Origin of the sequence: Sporosarcina obsidiansis (assembly GCF_009651005.1) — a bacterium.
GTDB classification, from domain to species: Bacteria; Bacillota; Bacilli; order Bacillales_A; family Planococcaceae; genus Sporosarcina; species Sporosarcina obsidiansis.
Map to the genome: position 1 here is coordinate 12,354 of NZ_WHVW01000009.1, position 17,153 is coordinate 29,506.

The window sequence follows — 17,153 nt, forward strand, 5'->3', positions numbered from 1 at the left end:
TCATGGATACAGTTTGGCAAACCAGGACACCCTTACACCGGAGCGTAAGGGATCAATAAATTCTTACTAATTATGTATGGAAGGAGGATTTTCTTGGAATTCGTGTTATTGATTTTTTTACCCTTAGTATTCGCAATACTTATTCCTTTTGCTTATAAATACGTTAAAGGAATACATACAGGTTGGTTCGTTTTACTCGTACCTCTTCTGTTGTTCGGCTACTACCTGAGCTTTATACCTCTGACAATGGATGGCGGTCATGCTATATCTGAAATAAAATGGATACCTTCGTTAGGCATCACGTTTACTTCATACATAGATGGTCTTAGTTTGTTATTTACGCTATTAATTACCGGCATCGGTTCGTTAGTTGTTTTGTATTCCATTTTTTATATGGACAAACATAAAGAAGACTTAGGTAGCTTTTACGTCTATTTATTACTCTTTATGACCGCCATGCTTGGCGTTGTACAGTCAGACAATACGATGACGCTTTACTTATTTTGGGAATTAACTTCCATTTCCTCATTCTTGTTGATCGGTTACTGGTATACGCGTGATCGATCGCGTTTTGGTGCGTTAAAGTCCATGATGATCACAGTATTTGGTGGTTTAATGATGCTTGGAGGGTTTATCCTTCTCAGTATGATGGGCGATTCTTTCTCCATTCGTGAGTTAATTGCGCAAGCTCCTGAATTGGTGAATCAACCCTATTTCACACTGGCATTAGTGCTCATCTTACTAGGTGCATTTACAAAATCCGCCCAATTCCCATTCTATATTTGGTTGCCGGATGCGATGGAAGCACCTACACCAGTCAGTGCGTACTTGCACTCCGCTACAATGGTAAAAGCGGGTATTTATTTGGTAGCTCGTTTCACACCTATTTTCGGTACGTCCTCCACATGGATTTGGCTTGTGACGGGTATCGGATTACTCACCCTCTTCTGGGGTTCATTTTTCGCAGTGAAACAAACCGATTTAAAAGCAATTTTAGCCTTTTCCACGGTCAGTCAGCTTGGATTAATCATGTCATTACTCGGTGCTGGAGCGATTTCCTATCATACAACTGATGCAATGTTCGCTTTTGCAACGTATGCGGCGATCTTCCATTTGATCAATCACGCGACATTTAAAGGTGGTCTGTTCATGATTGCCGGAATTATTGATCATGAAACAGGCACGCGAGATATTCGAAAACTAGGCGGATTAATGAGTTTAATGCCGCTAAGTTTTACGGTAGCTTTGATAGGTTCATTATCCATGGCCGGACTGCCGCCATTTAACGGCTTTTTAAGTAAAGAAATGTTTTTAGATTCGATGGTAGCTCTTCAGCATTTTGAGTTATTTCAATTCGATACATGGGGCATTTTGTTCCCAATCATTGCCTGGATTGCAAGCGTATTCACATTTACATATAGCCTATATTTCGTATTGAAAACATTTTTAGGCAAAGGAAAAGTGGATCTGCTTCCGAAACGACCGCACGAAGCTCCGATTGGAATGCTACTTTCACCACTCGTGTTAGCTAGCTTGGTGCTCGTTATTTTCTTTATTCCGAATCTTGTCGGCAAATGGATTATTAAACCTGCAGTGATGGCCGTACAGCCAACACTATATGCGAGTCCTTCTGACATTAAGATTCATGTATCTGCTTGGCATGGCTTTGACTCAGTTGCTCTTTGGCTTACTGTTGCTATTGTCATTACGGGTACCTTGCTTTACCTGACTATCCCAAAATGGCAGCCATTGTATAGATTACAGCCTGCAAAACTATCTCTCAATGAAGCTTACGATGCATTGATGCGATTAGGTGAAAAAGGGATGAATCGTTTATCACGCGTCTATATGACAGGCCGATTACGAACGTACTTACTGTATATGTTCGCATTTTTATCGGTCACGGTCATCGCTGTGCTGTTCATGAAAGATGCTTTTATGATCGATATGAATAGTTTTGCAGCCATTTCACTTTATGGCGTATTGAATGCGGTCATTCTCTTGTTGTCTGTCGGATTCGTCGTATTCTCGCGCTCTCGTTTAGCTGCGATCATTGCACTCGGTGGTGTCGGCTATTCAGTCGCTCTATTCTTTGTCATTTTCAAAGCACCTGACTTGGCACTGACACAACTGGTGATTGAAACTGTTTCAGTTGCTTTGTTCTTGCTGGCATTCAAGCATTTGCCTGCATTGAACACACATGGTGAAACAACGAAAAACAAAGTCGTCAATTTGATTATCTCGTTGAGTGTTGGGGTGATGGTGACATTGGTTGCTCTTTCTAGCCATTCACAAAAATTGATTCCTTCTATTTCGCAGTATTATAAAGATACAGTCGCTACGGAAGCGGGTGGCGGTAATATCGTCAACGTTATCCTCGTCGATTACCGTGGATTTGATACATTGTTTGAGATTGCCGTACTAGCCATTGCTGGGATTGCGGTGCTTGGTATGATTCGCCTGCGTGTATCCAGCAGAAAGGAGACAACTGATGAAAACAAATGACGTCATTTTACAAACCACAACTAAAGTAGTGTTTTTCATCATTTTCTTGTTCTCCATTCACATTTTTTTCGCTGGACACTATACACCCGGCGGAGGATTTGTAGGCGGACTTTTGACAACAGGCGCAATTGTTCTATTGCTGTTGGCATTTGATTTAAAAACAGTTCAACTAGCCTTGCCTTTTAACTTTACTGTCGTGACAGCGATCGGCTTGCTCTTAGCATTAGGTACTGCAGCGGGCGCCATCGTTTTCGATGTTCCATTTTTCACACATGCGTTCGATTATTTCGAGTTGCCGCTCTTCGGCAAAACGTCCCTTCATACCGCCATGTTGTTTGACAGTGGAGTCTATTTAGTAGTAGTTGGCTCTGCCATCACGATCATTCAGTCGATTGGAGGGGATGACTGATGGAATTATTGCTTGCGATCGTCATTGGCATTCTATTCACCGCATCGGTCTATCTGATCCTTTCCAGAAGTTTATTGAAAGTCATTTTAGGTACCGGCTTGCTAAGTCATGGCGCACACTTACTTATTTTAACAATGGGAGGGCTTGGTGGTTCCGCACCTCCTGTTTTGATAGATGGTGTTACGGATTTTGCAGATCCTCTACCACAGGCGCTTATTTTAACAGCGATCGTCATCAGTTTTGGGGTTACAGCTGTTATTCTCGTCATGGCGTATCGGATGTATGCAGAACACAAAACAGATAATATGAATGAATTGAGAGGGAATGATGAACATGACTAATCTTCTTTTATTTCCGATCATTATTCCGTTCTTTTTCGCGATGATTTTGTTGTTTTTCAAAGAGCAGGTGGTCATCCAGAGAGTTTTGACACTGATCGGATTGGCTCTCAGTCTAGTTGCTTCTTGTTGGCTTGTCGCAACAGTGAAAACAGAAGGGATCCAAACCGTGACGCTCGGAAGCTGGCCAGCACCATTCGGCATTACAATGGTGTCGGACATGTTTTCTGCCCTGCTTGTCACGACTACGATTTTACTCACATTCTTTGTCGTGTGGTATAGTTTCAAATCAATTGGTGTAGAGAGAGAACGTTTCTTCTACTACCCAGCGATTTTGTTCATGATAACAGGAATCAATGGTGCTTTCACAACAGGCGATATCTTTAATATGTTTGTATTTTTCGAAGTGTTGCTGATTGCCTCTTACTTGCTAATCGTATTAGGTGGCGAAAAGAGACAACTTCGGGAATCCATTAAATATGTTTTAGTGAACGTGATTTCTTCTGCATTATTTGTCATTACTGTCGCCTATCTATATTCAGTGGTTGGTACATTGAATATGGCCGACATTTCAGTGAAAATTGCAGAGATTAACCAGCCTGGCATCATCTCCGTTATTGCGATCTTGTTTTTAATCGTATTTGGAATCAAAGGAGCGATCTTTCCTCTTTATTTCTGGTTACCAGGATCGTATGCAGCCCCTCCAATTCCAGTCTTAACGTTATTTGGTGCACTGCTGACGAAAGTCGGAGTGTATGCCATTACGCGTACATATACGTTATTCTTCGTGCATGATATTGGTTTTACCCATCAATTTCTGCTCGTCCTATCGCTACTGACCATTGTAGCGGGCTGTATCGGAGCGCTTGCGTACTTCGATTTGAAACAAATTATTATTTATAACATTATTATTGCAGTCGGTGTCATCCTATTCGGTGTCGCTCAAATGAATACGTCTGGACTTGAGGGCGCTGTCTATTATTTAATTCATGATATGTTGATCAAAGCTGCTTTATTTGTCTTAATTGGGATCATCATCTATGTGACAGGCACATCGAATTTGCGAGAAATGGGCGGATTGATCAAAACACATGCTTCGCTCGGATGGTTTTATTTGATCGCAGCATTCGGCTTAGCAGGAATTCCGCCATTGAGTGGATTCATTGGGAAATTGTTGATCGTTAAAGGTGGATTTGAGGCTGATAACGCATTTGGTAGTATTGTCATCTTAGCTTCCAGTTTAGTCGTTCTGCTGTCTGTCATCAGGATTTTCATCTATGCTTTCTGGGGAGAACCTGGAACTCGTACGCTACCTGAGACGAATAAACAAACCTATCGTCAATTGATGGTGCCTGCTGTTCTGCTCGTGCTCGTAACAGTGGTGTACGGTGTTGGAGCAGAATGGCTTATGCCTTTTATGACGGATGCCTCTAATGTGTTACAAGAGCCTTCCATCTATATAAATTCGGTGTTAAAGGAGTAGATGTCAATGGCTTTTCAGATACTTTTAAATTTCTTCATTGCAGTCGTTTGGATGTTCATGACAAGTTCATTGACACCTTCTACGTTTATCGTTGGATATATTATTGGTCTCCTTCTCATCATTATGACGCGGCGCTTTTTTAAGGGACATCTATATGTCTGGCGCTTGTGGGCAGCAATTAAACTCACCGTCATTTTCTTGAAGGAATTAGTTTTGTCTAACATCTCTGTTTTGATGTTAGTCATTAAGCCCAAATTATCGATTCAGCCAATGATTTTCGCTCTACCTACAGAGTTGGAACAAGATTGGGAAATCACCCTATTGTCCAGTTTGATCACCCTAACACCTGGTACCATTGTCATTTATGTATCGGATGATCAGCGAACGCTATATATTCATGCGATTGACGTGAACGATGTAGATGAAGCAATTGATTCCATCAAAAATACGTTTGAGAAAGCGATTATGGAGGTGAGTCGGGGATGAATATTTTTTACTCAGTCTGCTTAGTCTTGGTCATTCTGTCCATGCTCGGATTATTGTACCGTGTGTGGAAGGGTCCCTCAATACCCGACCGACTCATCGCACTCGATGCAATTGGCGTCATGTTGATTTCTGCAATCGCACTATTGTCAATCTTGTTTGACACACCATTTTTTATTGATGTCATTTTATTGATCGCGATCATGTCATTCATCGGTACGGTGTCATTCTCGAAGTTTATTGAGAGAGGAGAGATTATCGAACGTGGATCTGATCGCTGATATCATCATTGTATTACTCGTTGTGGTGGGAATCATCTTTACGATTGTCACGGTCATTGGAATTTTACGACTTCCTGATGCCTATACACGTGCACATGCTGCATCAAAAAGTGCTACGCTCGGTGTCATGAGTCTCTTGCTTGGTGTCTTCTTTCATTTTTGGTGGAACGAAGGCCATTTCAGTATTCAATTATTATTAGGAATCGCATTTTTGTTTATCACTTCCCCAATTGGTGGTCACTTAATGAGCCGTGCCGCCTATGTGGCAGGTGTCAAGCCAACCGAATTAACTGTTGCGGATGATTTGCAAGAAGTAATAGAACAAAAAAGAACGACTGCAAAAAGAAACACGCAGGAGGACTAATCCTCTCTGCGTGTTTTTTACCTGTAATAGTATGGATAGTAAGGCTGGTAATAGGGCGGATAATATGGATAAGGTTGCGGATAATAGCCGCTGTAACCACCACCATAACCGCCACCGTAACCATAGCCCGGGAAAAGTGCATTACCTAAAACTCCTCCAACCAGACCACCTAGAAATGGACCACCAAATCCGTATCCTCCAAATCCAAATCCACCTCTACCAAAGCCGCCGCCACCACCGCCACGATATTGTGCTCTTGACATGTATGCTCCCCCTTTCCCTTTATCCTATGCCCATGGGATACAGGAGATTGGGTAAAGCGCCCAGTCACGACCTGAATGAATGTTATAAGTCTTCTTTATTGCGCTTCTTCAGCAGCTAAACGTTCTATAAATGTTGCTAACGTACGGACCATGACACCTGTGCCGCCTTTAGGACCTAGCACGTGAGGACTAGCTGCATCAGAAGTTCCCGCGATATCTAAGTGAATCCAGGGTGTATTCTCAGCAAATTCACCTACAAACCCACCGCCGAAGATCATATGACCATCACGACCTGGTGAGTTATTTAAGTCCGCGACATCACTTTTACGAATCCGCTTCCTATCATTTTCAGTCAAAGGTAGGCGCCAAATGAATTCTCCGGACTCTTCTGCCGCTTCCTCGAATTGCTTATAGAATGCATCATGGTTCGTCAAAGTCCCCGTCTTATCATTGCCTAACGCAACAATTACACCGCCAGTAAGTGTGGCTACATCAATCAAATATTCTGCTCCTGCTTGCTTCGCATATGTCACCGCATCTGCCAACACTAAACGCCCTTCTGCGTCCGTATTCAATATTTCGATTGTCTTACCACTTAATGAGGTGATGACATCATCCGGTTTGAAAGCAGCGCCCGAAATCATATTATCAGTAGATGCTATCACCGCAATTACATTCTTTCTTGGACGAGTCTCTCCGATGATACACATAGCCCCCAGAACGGCCGCAGCGCCTCCCATATCCCCTTTCATACCTATCATGCCTTCACGAGGTTTCAGCGAATAGCCGCCCGTGTCGTACGTAATTCCTTTACCGATTAAACCAATTACATCTTCCCACTGTTCCATCGCTTGATACTTTAATACAATTAACTGCGGTTCTTCAACAGAGCCTTGGTTCACCGCTAGGATCGCACCCATGCCCAGTTCCTCCATTTCCGCTCTGCCCAACACGTCAATCTCTAGATCATAGTTGTCTGCCAACTCTCTCGCATAGTCCGCCATTTTAGTCGGAGTCAACAAATTCGGCGGTGCATTGACAAGTGTCCGTGCTTCATTGACAGCATGCGCATAAATCATGCCTACTTCTCCTGCCCCTTTGACACTTTGTTCATCCGCCGCCGTGATAAATGTAATGGAAGTGAGAGAGACATCGATTTCATTTGATGTGGTATGAAATCCCTCATACTCGTATGCTCCTAGGCTAATACCTTCGGATGCTAAATACGCGACATCCTCGCAGGTCATCTCTTCATTACAAAAAGGAGCAGTCCATACCGCTGCCGTTCGTACACGGTCCTTGTGCAATTGTTTTCCTACCATAGCAAATAATTCGCGTACTGGCTGCTCTGTTAACTCTTTCTGCTTGCCTACTCCTACAAAGTACACACGATCATAATTTCTTTTAGACAGTGCAGGCATTTTAGTCAATTGTTTAAAATCCTGTTTGATATCATGCGATTTAATCCACTCGGGGATAGAAGGATGGAACGACTGTACAAACGCATCCCACCCCTCTACATTTTCAGGATGATCGGGTACTCCAATAATTAGTACATCCACCTCTTGCTGTTCAAGTGTAGATACGGATTCAACAGTAATCATATCGCGATGTCCTCCCTATTCTTTACGATTCTTCCCCACTAGTATAGACTACGAAGATTGGCTGTTCCAATAACAAGAAATATGTATTTACGTCTATTCAAAATTACATGGTTGAACTATGGACAACTTCTGCTGAATTCAGTTAACAGATTATGATATACTTATTCTCAATAAGCCGAACCAATTACACCGCTTGGTTACGTGGTGGGTTATGTTAAAATCAATGAAAAGGAGTGGAATCAATTGGCCATTTTTGAAAACGTACCGCTCCTCGCAGCGTTATTTGCCATTCTGTTTGCTCAATTTGTAAAAATCCCTATTCATTTTCTATTGACACGTAAACTCGATTTCAGCTTAATGACTTCAACAGGCGGCATGCCTAGCTCCCACTCTGCAGCAGTTACTGCGTTAACCACTGCAATTGCTTTTGAAGCAGGTCTTGATTCGCCCTTGTTTGCGGTATCTGCCATTTTTGCAGTGATCGTCATGTTTGACGCCACAGGTATCCGATATCAAGCAGGTCAACAAGCTATTATCATTAACCAAATGAGAACTGATTTCCAGGTATTTGTAGATGATATTAAAGGTTGGCCAAAGAAAGATAATGTGCAGAAAATCCAGGAGTTGAAGACATTACTCGGACACAAACCGAACGAAGTGTTCTTTGGTGCAGTAACCGGGATCGTCATATCGATCATTACGTATACCGTAATTTTATAAGTAAAATTATCATTACTGCGTAATCATTCCAGACTGACGTGTTTTTCTTTCGTATGTGTTGTTTAACGCTATAAAACCCTCAAGCCAATTGCCTGAGGGTTTTGTGGTATGTAGCTATTTGCACGTTAAAACATTTGATACCCTTGTTTACGTAACGCTTTCATTACAAACCCAGAAATAATCGCACCCACTAGCCCGCTAGACAGAATGACAATGTCTACCATATGAAGGGATAGTATATTGCTTCCCAGCTCACTAAAAGCAAAACCAGGTTTCGTCACGTATTGATACATCGGTATATCATCAATAATGAAAATGACTACAATTGGGTAAATGATCGCCATAAGCCATGTCATACGTAACAACATATTCAGCAAAAAACCGATGCCGAAAAACATGACCATAAATATCAAGATCGATAGCATGACTTGTGCTATGGATATAGTTTGCATTTTCGCTTACCTCCAGTTCACATCATTATTTTACAGGATGGTATGAATGCTTTCAATAGAATGAGATAGAGATTAAGGAACGAACTCGTCAGTTGTCATGAATTCTTAAAGAATAACTAATAGATTAAGACGTTTACTCCATCACCAAGGTTGACTTATACCATTAGTATATAGAATTCCTGAAAAAAGCACCCGCTCAATGCGAGTGCTTCTCTTTTGTTTCTTATAGGAAATTAAACTTCCCTTTTTTAATCGTTAATCCCACTCCACCGACCATAAAGAGCGCACGATTATCTATCATTTTCTTCATGAATGAAGCTTTAGCTCCTGTTATTTTCTTGTCGAATACGACACCAATCGCATCAGAATCTCCCAGTGAACAAACGCTTCCTTTTAAATCTGGCACAAATTCAGCTGTCTGTTTGCCATTTATCAGAGCGATAATATTATTAGCACACATATCTCCTTGTTGCATCGCAATTTGAGCTGTTGGTGGATACGGACGATTGATTGCTTCGTTAATCATTAACGCACAATCTCCTACAACGAAGACATCTTCGAAACCAGGTGCGCGTAGATCTTTATCTACTTTTACACGAGCTCGCATATTTTCAATACCTGATTCTTCAATCAAACGATTTCCGCGAACACCTGCAGCCCATACCACTGTACCAGCTTTAATGAACTCAAATTCATCTTCGCCTTTTTTGATCTTGACGCCTTCAGGAGTCGCTTCCACAACAGGTGTTCCAATTGAGAATTCTACCCCTTTAGAACCCAATTGACGCACTGCATATTCAACAAGTTCAGGGTCAAAACCAGGCAATACCATAGGTGCTGCTTCTACACATAGAATTCTTACTTTTTCAGCAGGCACGTCATATTCCTTACATAGTTCAGGAACACGGTTGCCTAACTCACCGAGGTATTCGATGCCTGTGAAACCTGCTCCACCGACAACGATTGTAAGGCGACTATCGTCCTTCTCTTCTTCAAGAGACCAAGTCGCAAATTGGTATTCCATATGATCCCGGATTTGACGGGCTGCTTTTACGTTCGCAATAGATAATGCATATTGATCAAGACCTGGAATGCCGAATGTTTCACCTTCGAAACCAAGTGCAATCACAAGGTAGTCATATGTATGCGAACCAATATTTGTCGTAACATTCTTATTCTTTACATCAATACCTGTTACTTCTGCTTTAATAAATTTCACTTTGTTACTGTTAATGACACTTGAAATATCATAACGGACTTGTTCAGGTGTTAATGTCCCAGCTGCTGCTTCATGCAACCAAGTAGATTCGTAATGATAATCATTTTTATTAATCAGGACGACGTCAGCTTCGTCTGCACCTAATGACTTTTGCAAGTTGACAACAGTCATCAAACCACCGTAACCTGCACCTAACACTAAGATTGTCGGTCTTTTCACGTAAATCGAAACCACCTTTAAGTTTATTAAATGCCGAGTACGTGTAAAATCGATCAATACATGGTTTTACGCGATGCTGGCATTTAGAATTAAATTGAATAGCTTTCCTTACCTATAGTAGCCCTTTTGAGCATGCTTTTCAATAGTATTCTTATTGTGCAAATAATCAATTACGACCAGGAAACAGCATATGAATTTTTTTTAATTTTCATTCCCTTGCTACATCGTGTTCCAATTGAATTAAAGGACAATACACCGTACATGTATCCGTTTTCATTTAGCGACGAATAAATACGTTTCGACATATTTTATATGCAAATGCACATTCATCCCGCTCTATAGTAATGGCGGGATGGACGTTTTTTATGCATGTTCTTTTCTGTTACATACTGTTTACTATTTTATTCACATTCTGCAGGAGTACCCGCTTTTTGAGCCGTTCGAAAGGAAGTCCCACACCCACAGTTTGCAATCGCATTCGGATTGTCGATGGTGAAGCCGCCGCCCATGAGGGATTCTTTGTAATCCACTTTCGTCCCTTGAAGGATCGCCGCATCTTCCTCCTTGACGAGTACAGGTATATTATGTTGTGTATATGCTACATCATCTTCATTCTTCTCTTGGGCAAAACCTAACCCATATGTTAAACCACTACATCCCCCACCATTGACGGAGACACGCAGATATGAACCTTCTTCTTCATTATGGGACATCATCTTCTTCACGTGAAATGCCGCTGCTTCTGTAATTTCTACTGGATTATTCATTGTTCACACTCACTTTCCACGTTTTCATCTATCATATCAATGTATTTCACTGAATTGCAAACAAATACTCCCCTCTATAGGTCTATTTTGCTGTATAATAAGTAATAGAAATGAAAGGAATGAGAACAGTGGAAGTAAGCCCTTTTTATGAAAAGAAAATGCAATGCTTGCAGTGTAAAGAGCATTTTCCTACTACTAGAATCCGTTCACGTCAAGTTAGGGTAGCACAACACGATAGTGACTTTAGACCTATATATGTAAACAAGGAAATTAATCCCCTTTTCTATAATGTTACCGTTTGTCCCCATTGTGGTTTTGCATCTACAGATGATTTCTCTCCATATTTTGCGCCAGGCACAAAAGAAATGATTGCTCAAAATATTACAGCTAAATGGCACAGCCGATCTTTTGGTGGCATACGCACGAAAGAAGAAGCGATAGAAGCCTATAAACTAGCTTATTTAAGTGCGAACTTAAAAAAAGAAAAGCACTTGACAATGGCCGGTATGATGTTAAGAATCGCCTGGATCTTTCGAGAAGCAGAGAATGAAACAGAAGAAAAACGCTATTTGACAATCTCTCGTAATTTATATGTTCACGCGTTTTCAGAAGGTGATTATGTGGGAACACAAATGTCAGAAACTCGAGTACAGTATATGATAGCCGAATTATCATGGCGTATACATGATCGAGAAGAAGCAATACGTAATTTTTCACGTGTAATTGAGAGCCAAAAAAGGTCGACTGAACCGAACATTATCCAACTAGCAAAGGATAGATGGCAAGAAATTCGTGGTGAAGAAACTAACGAATGACGAAAGCCGTACAAAGAAGTCAAAACTTCTCTGTACGGCTTATTTTAGAGTATCCTTAAAAGACTTGTTCTACTTCTACGACACCTGGCACTTCTTCAAGTAGCGCACGTTCAATTCCCGCTTTTAATGTGATCGTAGAACTCGGGCACGTTCCGCATGCGCCTAATAAACGTAATTTGACGATCCCTTCGTCGATATCAACGAGTTCACAGTCTCCCCCGTCTCGCAAGAGGAATGGGCGTAATTTATCTAAAACTTCTTTTACCGGTTCATATAGTTGAGTATCTGTTGTCATTGTAATCACTCTCTCCTTTCCTTATACTTATTATAAACTGCCAAGCAGAAAAAATCCAATAATGATTCGGAGGATTGATTTTTATGTCGACATCACCAGTCACAATTGAAATTTATGGAGCGGATGTTATCTGCGCCAGCTGTGTCAATGCACCTTCTTCAAAAGATACGTATGAGTGGCTCGAAGCAGCACTTTCTCGAAAGTATCCCAATCAACCATTCTCTATTGCGTATATCGATATTAACAAGGAAATCACGGATGTACGCCAACAAGAAATTGCGGAAAAAGTACGTGAAGAAGAATATTTTTATCCACTTGTAATGATCGAAGATGAAATGATTGGCGAGGGTCACATTCAGTTGAAACCTGTTTTCACCGCAATGGAAGCACATGGCTACCAAGAAGCATAAAATGATAATCTCAGCTTATAATTGAGAACTATTAGTATGTGTTAAAAGTGTTCAAATCATTACTAGTTCATGCTTCTATAACAGGTTGATAGTAACCTTTTTTCATTCGGTTTCCTCAAAGCAAAAAGGCTGTCACAGAAAATCAGTTTTTACTGACTTTCTGGACATCCCCTTCATTTTACCCATTATGCCATTTGTACATCCATAACAAGCCCGATTTCATGAGCCGTGCGATTCGACCTGTAACTGTACGATCAGCCAGGTAAGCGAACCCTTGCTTTTTGCCTAATGAACCCATAAAACCTTTCAGCTTTAATTCTGGCATTTTCTCCATTAGCGGTTCATTATTCCATAGAAGACGCAGTACTTGAACGATTTGCTCTGCTTGAACCTCGGCCAACTGTGCGCTCGGCGCATGAGGAAGTGCAGCTACATCACCGACGACATAGACGTTCGGATGGTTCGGGATTTGATGGTACTGGTTTAGTACCACTCTTCCTGAACGATCTTTTTCAACTTCCATTTCCTCGATGACGTGACTTGGCTTAATACCTGCTGTCCAAACAACCGCATCTACATCAATCGTCTCTTCATGATTATATAGAATAGTCGGTCCCACTTTTGTAATGTTTGAATTCGCTACTACTTCCACTTCATGCTGATCAAACCAACTTTTCACATAGTTACTCAATCGTTCAGGGAAATCGCGCAAGATTCGAGGACTGCGATCGAATAATTTAATATTCAAGTCCGGACGACTCTCACGCAACTCACTTGCTAATTCGATCCCACTCAAACCTGCACCAACAATCCCTACTGTCGCTCCTCCACTCAAGCCAAGAAGCGTTTGATAGGTCTTTCTGGATTTACCGATCGTCTGAATGCTTAGTGTATTTTCTTCAGCCCCTGGAACATTGTGAAAATTATCCACACAACCTAACCCAATGACTAAATTATCGTAAGTAAGCGTTTGACCGTCTGCAAGCACTACTTCCTTCTCATTGGGTTTAATTTCTTTAATCTCACCCTCGACCACTTTCAATTGTTCATGATTTGGAATTGCCACTCGAATTTCGGAGTCAGGAACCGTTCCTGCAGCCAACGCATAAAATTCCGTTTTCAAACTATGAAACGGAGTCCTGTCAACAAGCGTAATTTCGATATCACTGGGCAAGTCCTTATTGAGTAAGCGAAGTAATATTCGCATATTGCCATATCCGGCACCTAATAACAGTAATTTCCTCATAATGTTCTCCTTCTATGTCTATTTTCCGATCAAACCTCATTTGCTATTATAGCAGTTTGTGATACTTTTCACAATATGCCAAGTTCATTGACGCCTACCTAAAAAAAGAGTACCATTTCTAATAGGTGAGGTGAGAGTTATGAATCCCATCGTGGAATTTTGTATCAGTAATTTGGCAAATGGTTCCTATCCGGTATTTGAGACATTAGAAAAAGACCCGAACATTGATGTACTCGAGTATGGATGTTTGAGCTATTGTACAAAATGTACGGATACTTTATATGCGATCGTTAACGGTGAACTTGTCGAAGCGGATACCCCCGATGAATTGACAGCACGCATTTATCAATTCATCGATGACAATCCACTTTTCTAATCATAAATGAACCAGCATAGTCCTCTTAGAGCACTATGCTTATTTTTTTGGCCATTCAGCAAGCGAGGACAGCACATAGGTTGGCTGTAATTCTTTTGTCAGTACTTCCTCTACAGGAGTAACCCCTGTTGCTACATATGCCGTATCGATCCCATAGCGGATTCCTGCTAAAATGTCTGTATCATAATTATCACCGATCAAAATCATCTCGTCTTTTCCATATTCACCTTGCTGTTGAATGAACTGCAGCATATGAGGTTCCGGTTTGCCCACCACGATCGGTTTCGTTTCTGTTGCTACTTCCATCAAATGAAGGAAAGAACCATTTCCTGGAACCAACCCTCTTTCTGTAGGAAACTTCACATCTTGATTAGTTCCTAAGAAGTGCGCGCCATTTCGTATCGCTAGGCATGCTTCCGCCAATTTACCATACGTGATTTGCCGATCGAGTCCCATCAGAACTACATCTGGATTTTCTGAAGTAATTGTAATCTGCTCTGCCTCTAGAGCCTCTTCCAACCCTTCTTCGCCAATCATCATCACGGTCGCTCCTGCATAATATTGTTTGCAATATCTAGCAAGGGCGATAGCGGAATTCATAATGTGTTCTACATCTGTTTTCACCCCAAATCCAGCTAACTTCTTCTGCTGTGCAGCACGTGTCAAAGCTGCGTTATTTGTAATGAAATACGTTTCATATCCTTCTTCTTGGCGGCGAGTGACGAAATCAACCGCTTCGGTTATTGGCTCTTTTCCACGATATATTGTGCCATCTAAATCAAAACAATACGCCTTATATTGTGTCATACCCATTACTCCGTTGGGAGAAACGCAGAAACTGGTCCTAATTCATTAGTCAAATAATCTCGGACTTGTTTCGGGAATAGTTTTAGCTCTGCAGTTGTTTCTCGGATAGCTTCTTCAACTTGTACGGTATCTACTTCTATAAATTGACGGACAATCATAGGACGCAACGTAATAAACGTTCGCAATGGACTAGCTTGTTCTGGTTGAATGACTTTTTCATCTTCTAGAATATCAATAATGTCTTCGTAGCTCCCTGGATCTCTCATAATAAACCCATCGATCATGGAATTCCCCACATCAATAATTCCTTCAATTAAACCATGAGCGATACGTTCAATCGCTAGCTTGTTTAATTCACTCTGCTGCCAACCATTTTCCTTTTCAAAAATCCGGAGTAATTGCTCCATATACGCAAGTGTTTTACTAATTTGTTTTTGATCGACAAAATACATAATACGTCTTCCTCCTCATCGTTTTCCTCACTCTATCTTATCATATTTTCAACGGCATTCAGCAGAAGTCCCCTCAATATGTGGACTAGAAAAAAGCTCCAAGCAATTTGCTCGAAGCTTCATTATTATTCGTTCTCTTGTAATTCAGGTTTGATTTTACCAATCTTTTTCAAGATAAAGTATGCGCATCCAAAGTTACAGTATTCATAAATATAATCCTGTACCGTACTGATTTTCGTTTCATAGGTAGATTTGGCATTACGGTCTTCAAAAAATCCTTTTAATCGCAGTTGACCGTATCCCCAATCCCCTAAAATATAATCATATTTCAACAGTACTTCGCTGAATCGTTCATTCAGTGCTTCTTCATCAAAGCCTTCTCGAAATTCTTCCGCTATTTCATATTGAACGTTCTCTAAAATAACCATTGTCTGCTTCACTTCCATTTAACTGCTCGCTTGCTGTTCTAGTTCAAGCTGCTCGTCACCTAGCCGTTGCTTTTCTTTAGCAGCAGCATTCACCTGCTCATCCGCATGATAGCTTGAGCGTACAAGCGGCCCCGCTTCACAATGAGAGAACCCTTTTTCCATTGCTATTTTACGCAATTCACCAAACTCATCAGGAGAATAGTATTTCACAACTTTCGCATGCTTTTTGGTCGGTTGCAAATACTGACCAATTGTCATAATATCCACATCGTGTGCACGAAGATCATCCATTGTTTCGATGATTTCTTCAACTGTCTCACCTAGCCCAACCATCAGTGAAGATTTAGTCGGTATCTCAGGGTACATCTGTTTTGCACGAGCTAATAATTCCAATGAACGATCATATGTGGCACGTGCTCGAATTCTAGGCGTTAACCGACGTACTGTTTCAATATTGTGGTTTAAGATATCAGGCTTCGCATCCATCAAGCGTTGCAAATTGTCCCGATCGCCACCCATGTCGGATGGTAGTACTTCAATCGTTGTAAATGGATTTTTACGACGGACCGCACGTATGGTTTCGGCAAAAATTCCAGAACCACCGTCTTTCAAATCGTCACGCGCGACTGCTGTAACCACCACATGTTTTAAATTCATTAACTCAACAGATTCTGCTACGCGCTCAGGTTCAGCAGTGTCTAATTCGTTCGGCAAACCTGTTTTCACCGCACAGAAACGGCATGCTCTTGTACATACAGCCCCCAGGATCATGAACGTCGCTGTCCGACGCTCTCCCCAACATTCATGTATATTCGGGCAACGTGCTTCTTCGCAAACTGTATGTAAATTTTTCTCACGCATTAATTTCTTTAAACCTGTATAGTTCTCATTGGTGTTCAGCTTAATCTTCAGCCAATCAGGCTTCTTTACATGCTCTGATTTTCTTCCTGTTTCAGGTCTACATGACAACGCTACCGTCTCCATTCTGTTCATAGTTTCTACTCATGTCAATGTAACATAAATTCAGAAAGTGTTCAATTATAGATGGAGCTTAGAGGCGGTAGATAAAAGAAAGAGTGAGCGGTAAGGTTACCGTTTCTCTGCGTTCCAGGCGGACGCGTTCTGGAGGGCCCGCGGTGAGCCAACCTTCGCTACGCTTATTGGTTGTCTCACCTGTCGGGCTGATCCTCCCAGAGTCGCCGCCTTCCACTCCGATT

Annotated in this window: 22 protein-coding genes; 11 read left to right on the forward strand and 11 right to left on the reverse strand. The window is 41.4% G+C overall.

Annotated features, from left to right (window positions below; all coding sequences use genetic code 11):
• Window positions 1–93 precede the first annotated feature (93 nt).
• The 7 genes from GD002_RS09035 to mnhG are packed head-to-tail and all read left to right on the forward strand — an operon-like array spanning window position 94 to window position 5,863.
• Entirely contained in the window at window positions 94–2,505 is a 2,412-nt protein-coding gene (locus tag GD002_RS09035; protein ID WP_153732036.1) for a Na+/H+ antiporter subunit A, read from the forward strand.
• Window positions 2,492–2,914 (forward strand): Na(+)/H(+) antiporter subunit B, encoded by a 423-nt coding sequence (locus tag GD002_RS09040; RefSeq protein WP_153732037.1) that lies wholly within the window; start codon window positions 2,492–2,494, stop codon window positions 2,912–2,914. Before GD002_RS09035 ends, GD002_RS09040 begins: the two co-directional genes overlap by 14 nt.
• The gene (locus GD002_RS09045) at window positions 2,914–3,255 is read left to right on the forward strand and encodes a Na(+)/H(+) antiporter subunit C (RefSeq protein ID WP_153732038.1); all 342 of its coding nucleotides are present in this window, start codon (window positions 2,914–2,916) and stop codon (window positions 3,253–3,255) included. Before GD002_RS09040 ends, GD002_RS09045 begins: the two co-directional genes overlap by 1 nt.
• Window positions 3,248–4,735, forward strand: coding sequence for a Na+/H+ antiporter subunit D (locus tag GD002_RS09050; RefSeq protein ID WP_153732137.1), 1,488 nt, complete (start codon window positions 3,248–3,250; stop codon window positions 4,733–4,735). Before GD002_RS09045 ends, GD002_RS09050 begins: the two co-directional genes overlap by 8 nt.
• 6 nt (window positions 4,736–4,741) lie before the next feature.
• Complete coding sequence (locus GD002_RS09055) at window positions 4,742–5,221, forward strand: Na+/H+ antiporter subunit E (protein ID WP_153732039.1); 480 nt, start codon at window positions 4,742–4,744, stop codon at window positions 5,219–5,221.
• The gene (locus GD002_RS09060) at window positions 5,218–5,499 is read left to right on the forward strand and encodes a Na(+)/H(+) antiporter subunit F1 (RefSeq protein ID WP_153732040.1); all 282 of its coding nucleotides are present in this window, start codon (window positions 5,218–5,220) and stop codon (window positions 5,497–5,499) included. Before GD002_RS09055 ends, GD002_RS09060 begins: the two co-directional genes overlap by 4 nt.
• The gene (gene mnhG, locus GD002_RS09065) at window positions 5,483–5,863 is read left to right on the forward strand and encodes a monovalent cation/H(+) antiporter subunit G (RefSeq protein WP_153732041.1); all 381 of its coding nucleotides are present in this window, start codon (window positions 5,483–5,485) and stop codon (window positions 5,861–5,863) included. The genes GD002_RS09060 and mnhG overlap by 17 nt, the downstream gene beginning before the upstream one ends.
• Window positions 5,864–5,880: 17 nt before the next feature.
• On the opposite strand, the gene GD002_RS09070 is transcribed toward mnhG, so the two are convergent.
• Together GD002_RS09070 and GD002_RS09075 are read right to left on the reverse strand one after the other, a co-directional pair.
• Window positions 5,881–6,126: a hypothetical protein gene (locus tag GD002_RS09070; protein WP_153732042.1), complete on the reverse strand. Its 246-nt coding sequence runs from the start codon at window positions 6,124–6,126 to the stop codon at window positions 5,881–5,883.
• Between the two features lie 95 nt (window positions 6,127–6,221).
• The gene (locus GD002_RS09075; RefSeq protein WP_153732043.1) at window positions 6,222–7,730 is read right to left on the reverse strand and encodes a leucyl aminopeptidase; all 1,509 of its coding nucleotides are present in this window, start codon (window positions 7,728–7,730) and stop codon (window positions 6,222–6,224) included.
• Window positions 7,731–7,973: 243 nt separating this feature from the next.
• Here GD002_RS09075 and GD002_RS09080 point away from each other — a divergent pair, with 243 nt between their 5' ends.
• Window positions 7,974–8,450, forward strand: coding sequence for a divergent PAP2 family protein (locus GD002_RS09080; protein WP_153732044.1), 477 nt, complete (start codon window positions 7,974–7,976; stop codon window positions 8,448–8,450).
• 125 nt (window positions 8,451–8,575) lie between these two features.
• Here GD002_RS09080 and GD002_RS09085 read toward each other — a convergent pair whose 3' ends face one another.
• From GD002_RS09085 to GD002_RS09095, 3 genes are all read right to left on the reverse strand, one after another.
• Window positions 8,576–8,902 (reverse strand): YuiB family protein, encoded by a 327-nt coding sequence (locus tag GD002_RS09085; RefSeq protein WP_153732045.1) that lies wholly within the window; start codon window positions 8,900–8,902, stop codon window positions 8,576–8,578.
• Window positions 8,903–9,125: 223 nt separating this feature from the next.
• Window positions 9,126–10,340 (reverse strand): NAD(P)/FAD-dependent oxidoreductase, encoded by a 1,215-nt coding sequence (locus tag GD002_RS09090; RefSeq protein WP_153732046.1) that lies wholly within the window; start codon window positions 10,338–10,340, stop codon window positions 9,126–9,128.
• Window positions 10,341–10,741: 401 nt separating this feature from the next.
• Entirely contained in the window at window positions 10,742–11,107 is a 366-nt protein-coding gene (locus GD002_RS09095; RefSeq protein WP_153732047.1) for a HesB/IscA family protein, read from the reverse strand.
• Window positions 11,108–11,226: 119 nt separating this feature from the next.
• Between GD002_RS09095 and GD002_RS09100 the strand changes: the two genes are divergently transcribed.
• Window positions 11,227–11,922, forward strand: coding sequence for a DUF2225 domain-containing protein (locus GD002_RS09100; protein WP_228548340.1), 696 nt, complete (start codon window positions 11,227–11,229; stop codon window positions 11,920–11,922).
• Between the two features lie 55 nt (window positions 11,923–11,977).
• On the opposite strand, the gene GD002_RS09105 is transcribed toward GD002_RS09100, so the two are convergent.
• Window positions 11,978–12,217 carry a NifU family protein gene (locus GD002_RS09105; RefSeq protein ID WP_009498020.1) on the reverse strand — a complete coding sequence of 80 codons (240 nt, stop codon included), beginning with the start codon at window positions 12,215–12,217 and terminating at the stop codon, window positions 11,978–11,980.
• A gap of 83 nt (window positions 12,218–12,300) precedes the next feature.
• Here GD002_RS09105 and GD002_RS09110 point away from each other — a divergent pair, with 83 nt between their 5' ends.
• On the forward strand, window positions 12,301–12,627 hold the full coding sequence (locus GD002_RS09110; RefSeq protein WP_153732049.1) for a YuzD family protein: 327 nt from the start codon (window positions 12,301–12,303) through the stop codon (window positions 12,625–12,627).
• A 178-nt stretch (window positions 12,628–12,805) separates the two neighbouring features.
• Here GD002_RS09110 and GD002_RS09115 read toward each other — a convergent pair whose 3' ends face one another.
• Entirely contained in the window at window positions 12,806–13,873 is a 1,068-nt protein-coding gene (locus tag GD002_RS09115) for an NAD(P)/FAD-dependent oxidoreductase (protein ID WP_153732050.1), read from the reverse strand.
• Window positions 13,874–14,012: 139 nt separating this feature from the next.
• Here GD002_RS09115 and GD002_RS09120 point away from each other — a divergent pair, with 139 nt between their 5' ends.
• Complete coding sequence (locus GD002_RS09120) at window positions 14,013–14,249, forward strand: YuzB family protein (protein ID WP_153732051.1); 237 nt, start codon at window positions 14,013–14,015, stop codon at window positions 14,247–14,249.
• Window positions 14,250–14,288: 39 nt separating this feature from the next.
• Here the strand turns inward: GD002_RS09120 and GD002_RS09125 are convergent, their stop codons facing one another.
• The 4 genes from GD002_RS09125 to lipA all read right to left on the reverse strand — a co-directional run bounded on the left by GD002_RS09125 (window position 14,289) and on the right by lipA (window position 16,920).
• The gene (locus GD002_RS09125) at window positions 14,289–15,056 is read right to left on the reverse strand and encodes a TIGR01457 family HAD-type hydrolase (RefSeq protein WP_194841538.1); all 768 of its coding nucleotides are present in this window, start codon (window positions 15,054–15,056) and stop codon (window positions 14,289–14,291) included.
• A gap of 5 nt (window positions 15,057–15,061) precedes the next feature.
• A complete protein-coding gene (locus tag GD002_RS09130; RefSeq protein WP_153732053.1) occupies window positions 15,062–15,508 on the reverse strand; it encodes a DUF86 domain-containing protein in 447 nt (148 codons plus the stop codon).
• A gap of 125 nt (window positions 15,509–15,633) precedes the next feature.
• Window positions 15,634–15,954, reverse strand: coding sequence for a YutD family protein (locus GD002_RS09135; protein ID WP_408020088.1), 321 nt, complete (start codon window positions 15,952–15,954; stop codon window positions 15,634–15,636).
• Window positions 15,955–16,920 (reverse strand): lipoyl synthase, encoded by a 966-nt coding sequence (lipA, locus tag GD002_RS09140; protein ID WP_153732139.1) that lies wholly within the window; start codon window positions 16,918–16,920, stop codon window positions 15,955–15,957.
• Window positions 16,921–17,153 lie beyond the last annotated feature (233 nt).

What these genes read in the sequence shown, in the direction of transcription:
- GD002_RS09040 (WP_153732037.1), top strand. Translation starts at nt 2,492, where the DNA reads ATGAAAACAAATGACGTCATTTTACAAACCACAACTAAAGTAGTGTTT.
- GD002_RS09045 (WP_153732038.1), top strand. Translation starts at nt 2,914, where the DNA reads ATGGAATTATTGCTTGCGATCGTCATTGGCATTCTATTCACCGCATCG.
- GD002_RS09050 (WP_153732137.1), top strand. Translation starts at nt 3,248, where the DNA reads ATGACTAATCTTCTTTTATTTCCGATCATTATTCCGTTCTTTTTCGCG.
- GD002_RS09055 (WP_153732039.1), top strand. Translation starts at nt 4,742, where the DNA reads ATGGCTTTTCAGATACTTTTAAATTTCTTCATTGCAGTCGTTTGGATG.
- GD002_RS09060 (WP_153732040.1), top strand. Translation starts at nt 5,218, where the DNA reads ATGAATATTTTTTACTCAGTCTGCTTAGTCTTGGTCATTCTGTCCATG.
- GD002_RS09070 (WP_153732042.1), bottom strand. Translation starts at nt 6,126, where the DNA reads ATGTCAAGAGCACAATATCGTGGCGGTGGTGGCGGCGGCTTTGGTAGA.
- GD002_RS09075 (WP_153732043.1), bottom strand. Translation starts at nt 7,730, where the DNA reads ATGATTACTGTTGAATCCGTATCTACACTTGAACAGCAAGAGGTGGAT.
- GD002_RS09085 (WP_153732045.1), bottom strand. Translation starts at nt 8,902, where the DNA reads ATGCAAACTATATCCATAGCACAAGTCATGCTATCGATCTTGATATTT.
- GD002_RS09095 (WP_153732047.1), bottom strand. Translation starts at nt 11,107, where the DNA reads ATGAATAATCCAGTAGAAATTACAGAAGCAGCGGCATTTCACGTGAAG.
- GD002_RS09100 (WP_228548340.1), top strand. Translation starts at nt 11,227, where the DNA reads ATGAGAACAGTGGAAGTAAGCCCTTTTTATGAAAAGAAAATGCAATGC.
- GD002_RS09105 (WP_009498020.1), bottom strand. Translation starts at nt 12,217, where the DNA reads ATGACAACAGATACTCAACTATATGAACCGGTAAAAGAAGTTTTAGAT.
- GD002_RS09110 (WP_153732049.1), top strand. Translation starts at nt 12,301, where the DNA reads ATGTCGACATCACCAGTCACAATTGAAATTTATGGAGCGGATGTTATC.
- GD002_RS09115 (WP_153732050.1), bottom strand. Translation starts at nt 13,873, where the DNA reads ATGAGGAAATTACTGTTATTAGGTGCCGGATATGGCAATATGCGAATA.
- GD002_RS09120 (WP_153732051.1), top strand. Translation starts at nt 14,013, where the DNA reads ATGAATCCCATCGTGGAATTTTGTATCAGTAATTTGGCAAATGGTTCC.
- GD002_RS09125 (WP_194841538.1), bottom strand. Translation starts at nt 15,056, where the DNA reads ATGACACAATATAAGGCGTATTGTTTTGATTTAGATGGCACAATATAT.
- GD002_RS09130 (WP_153732053.1), bottom strand. Translation starts at nt 15,508, where the DNA reads ATGTATTTTGTCGATCAAAAACAAATTAGTAAAACACTTGCGTATATG.
- GD002_RS09135 (WP_408020088.1), bottom strand. Translation starts at nt 15,954, where the DNA reads ATGGAAGTGAAGCAGACAATGGTTATTTTAGAGAACGTTCAATATGAA.
- lipA (WP_153732139.1), bottom strand. Translation starts at nt 16,920, where the DNA reads ATGGAGACGGTAGCGTTGTCATGTAGACCTGAAACAGGAAGAAAATCA.